Annotated in this window: 3 protein-coding genes; 1 reads left to right on the forward strand and 2 read right to left on the reverse strand. The window is 70.7% G+C overall.

The features are described 5' to 3' along the window. Positions 1 to 10: 10 nt before the first annotated feature. Positions 11 to 919, reverse strand: coding sequence for an SseB family protein (locus IE290_RS12570; RefSeq protein ID WP_191244716.1), 909 nt, complete (start codon positions 917 to 919; stop codon positions 11 to 13). 64 nt (positions 920 to 983) lie between these two features. On the opposite strand from IE290_RS12570, the gene IE290_RS12575 reads away from it, so the two are divergent. Further along, entirely contained in the window at positions 984 to 2,666 is a 1,683-nt protein-coding gene (locus IE290_RS12575) for a right-handed parallel beta-helix repeat-containing protein (RefSeq protein ID WP_191244717.1), read from the forward strand. A 78-nt stretch (positions 2,667 to 2,744) separates the two neighbouring features. On the opposite strand, the gene IE290_RS12580 is transcribed toward IE290_RS12575, so the two are convergent. Next, positions 2,745 to 3,671 carry an SseB family protein gene (locus IE290_RS12580; protein WP_191244718.1) on the reverse strand — a complete coding sequence of 309 codons (927 nt, stop codon included), beginning with the start codon at positions 3,669 to 3,671 and terminating at the stop codon, positions 2,745 to 2,747. Between the last annotated feature and the right edge of the window lie 56 nt (positions 3,672 to 3,727).

Raw genomic sequence — 3,727 nt, forward strand, 5'->3', positions numbered from 1 at the left:
ACCCGGGCCGCTAGGAACCGCCACCATCGGATGACAGATCCGCCGCGATCACGTCGGTGATCTCCAGTACCGCCTGGCCGGACAGGACCACCTCGGTCTCGGCGCCCGGGTTGAAGCACAGGACGTGGCGCTCGTCGGGCCACCGGATGAACACGTTGAACAGCAGGTCCGTCGTGTGGTGCTGGCCCTTGCCGGCGACCGCCTCCAGCATGGCCACCGAGGAGAACACGGTGATCACCGGGATCTCGTCGGTGCCGGCGAGTCGCCACGGCAGCGGTGGGATGCCCGGCCGGTCGTTGACCGGCACCGGTCCCGTGGTCGGGACCACCACCTCACCGCTCACCAGCGCCCGCATGTACGCGTCCTTGTTCCGCTCCGCCAGCGCCACGGCCAGCGCGTGTTCCAGTGCGTTGGACGGCGGCAGGTCCGTCCGCGGTTCCCGGTCGCCCGCGAATTCCGCGAGCGCCAGCAACGGGACGAGGCGGCGCACTTCGTCCCGGACGACGTCGCGCAGCTCCGACACCGGCGCGGTCGCCTGCCGCCCCTCGGCCAGTTCGGGCACCACGGCCGGCGGCAGGACGGCGGTGATGGGCAGGCCCGGATCGATGATGAGGCGGGCCTGCTCCGCCTCCGCGACGCCCGCGGTCAGCTCGGCGAACGTCGCCGTGGTGTGGCCGCGCGCGACCGGCCCGAGGAACCGCCCGAGCACGTCGGGCGAGGTGAAGACCAGGATGTCGTGCTCGGACAGGCCGAGTTGACGTGTCACCTCTTCCCGTTCGGGGGTGCCGGGATCGGGGAGCACCGGCACGCAGAAAGTCGCCTCCAGCACCAGCCGCGCGTAGCGCTGGGGGTCCCCCTCCTCGATCGCCGCCATCAGCGCGTGCTCGAGGTCATTGCCCGGCTGCCAGGAAGGTTCCACGCGTCCTTGCCTCTCTGGGGTACCTTTTGTCCTGCAGACCCTAGTCGTCCGAACCACGGAAGCCATGCCACGCACCCTTTTCGTCGCCCCTGACCAGCGCGGCGCCCTGCCCACCATCCGCGACGCGCTCGAGGCGGCCGACGAGGGCGCCATCATCTCGATCGCCCCCGGGGACTACCCCGAGCCGATCTCGATCACACGGCAGCACGTGACCCTGTCCGCGCGCGAGCCCGGCACCGTCACGATCAGCTCGCCGTTCCCGGACCAGCCGGTGGTCTCGCTGACCGACGCCCGCGTCGAGCTGATCGGGCTGAAGTTCGCCTCCGAGGAGCACTCCTCGGTCCGGGTGCGGGGCGGCCAGGTCAAGATCGTCGAGTGCACCGCCACCGCCGGGTTCGCGGCGGGCATCGACGTCGGCGGCGCCGACCGCATCGAGATCCGCAACAGCCACGTAACCGGCGCGCAGTACGGGATCGTCGTCGAGGAGTCCGACGGGGTGATCGACCGCTGCGAGATCCGCGAGATCGCTGACGACGGCGTGATCCTGCGGCTCGGCGCGCGGGTGAAGGTGCAGCACACCACGATCGCCGGGTGCGGGTTCCGCGGCGTGTACATGTACCAGGCCGGCGACTCCGGTGTGGACCGCTGCGACATCTCGCAGACCGGTGACGCCGGTATCGCCGTGGCGGACCAGAGTTCGCCGGTCATCAGCACCTGCTGGGTGCACGACACGCAGGGCGTCGGGATCAGCGTGGGCCGCGGGTGCGGGGGCGTGATCGAGGACTGCCGCGTCGAGAACACCGCGGTGCCGGGCATCCACCTCGCCGACGGCGCGCGCGCCGAGATCCGCGAGGGCGACCCGTCGCGCGGCAAGGTTCCGGTCGGTGCGGTGGCGACGACGGGGAACCACCAGGACTTGGAGACCGTCGACAAGCTGCTCGGCGAACTGGACGCCATGATCGGCCTGGGCAGCGTCAAGGCCGAGGTGCGCGGACTGATCGACGAGATCCAGGTCAACGAGTGGCGCCGCAGCGAGGGCCTGTCCGTCGGCACGGTCAGCAACCACCTGGTGTTCGCCGGCGCGCCCGGCACCGGTAAAACCACCGTCGCGCGCATCTACGGCCAGCTGCTCAAGGCTCTGGGGATCCTGCCGAACGGGCGGTTCAAGGAAGTCTCGCGGCGGGACCTGGTCGGCCAGTACATCGGTCACACCGCGGAGAAGGCGGCGTCGGCGTTCGAGGAGGCGCGTGGCGGCGTCCTGTTCATCGACGAGGCGTACACGTTGTCCCGCTCCAGCGGCAGCGGGGCGGACTTCGGCCAGGAAGCCATCGACACGCTGGTGAAGCTGATGGAAGACCACCGCGACGAGGTCGCCGTGATCGTGGCCGGTTACACCGACGAGATGGACAAGTTCCTCGACGCCAACCCCGGTCTGGCGTCCCGGTTCGGCAAGACGCTGGAGTTCGAGAACTACAGCCCCGAGGAACTGGTGTCGATCAGCCTGCACATGGCCCGCAGCGACGACTACCTGCTGGGCGAGGATCTCGACGTGGCGCTGCTGGAGTGGTTCGCGCAGATGGAGCGCGACCAGAACTTCGGCAACGCGCGCGAGGCGCGCAAGCTGCTGGAGCGGATGCGCAAGGCCCAGTCCACGCGGCTGCGGTCGCTGGGACACCGCCCCACCCGGGACGACCTGCGAACCCTCACGCTGGACGACCTGTTGGAGGCCGTGCGCGGGACGGGCTAGGGAGTTCACAGCACGGGCCGCTGCGGTCGGCAGGACGGCACGGCCAGCCGGAAGCCGGTGCCCGAGCAGCTCCGTGTGTCAGGCCCCAGGGGCGGCGCCGTTGCCGGACTGGCCGTCCGCGGAGCCGCCGGCAGCCGCTGCCTCGGCGATCGCCGTCACCAGTTCCGGCACGCTGCTCCCGGGCAGCGTCAGCTCCATGCTCGTGCCCGGGTTGAAGCACAGCACGTGGTCCTCGCCCGGCCAGTTCAGCAGCACGTCCAAAAAGGACACGCTGGCGCGCGGGCCGCCGCCCGGGGCGACCACGTCGAGCACCTGCTCGGAGCTGAACACTGGCACCACCGGCGTCTCGGCGTCACCGAGGATCCGCCACGGGAACTCGCCGCTCTCGATCACCGATGGGTCAGCGACCGGCTCCGTGGCGGGCAGCACGACGTCGGCGCCGATGAGCGCGAGCAGGAACGCGTCGAAGTCCAGTTCGGACACCGCGTCGCGCAGCCGCTCCTCCAGCTCGTTCACCGGCCGCAGCGCGGCGGCGGCCTCGGTGTCGCCACCCAGCTCCTCCAGCACCAGGCGCCGCACCTCGCCCAGCACCTCGTCGACCATCGCGTCCTGCACGTCCTCGACGGGAACGAGTTCCTGACGCCCCTCGGCCAGGTCGTCCACCTCGCCGAGCACCAGGTACACGCCGATCGGGATGCCCGGGTTCACCACGAGCTGGGCGTGGTCGGGGTGGATCTCCCGCAGCCCGGCGATGGTGGTCTCGCGCCAGCTGTCCACCACGCCGCCGAGCGTCCAGTCCAGCGACTCCTCCGAGGTGAACACGATGACGTGGTTGCCCTCGGGCATCGGCAGGCTCATCGGCCACGGATCGCCCGGCTCCGGGGTGGCCGGCACGTACAGCGGGGCATCGCGCAGCAACTGGGCGTAGCGCCTGCTGTCGCTGTCCTGCAGCGCGGTCAGCATACTGCTCTCGACCTCGTTGGCCGGGCGCCACTGAAAGTCCACTCCAGACACTTCCTTCTGCTCGTCGCTCCGCGGGTGCACGGCACCGGCGTCGGGTC

The sequence above is a fragment of the Amycolatopsis deserti genome (genome assembly GCF_014653945.1).
GTDB lineage: Bacteria > Actinomycetota > Actinomycetes > Mycobacteriales > Pseudonocardiaceae > Amycolatopsis_E > Amycolatopsis_E deserti.

Excerpts from the sequence above, each read along its gene's own strand:
- IE290_RS12575 (WP_191244717.1), top strand. The coding sequence starts at position 984 with ATGCCACGCACCCTTTTCGTCGCCCCTGACCAGCGCGGCGCCCTGCCC.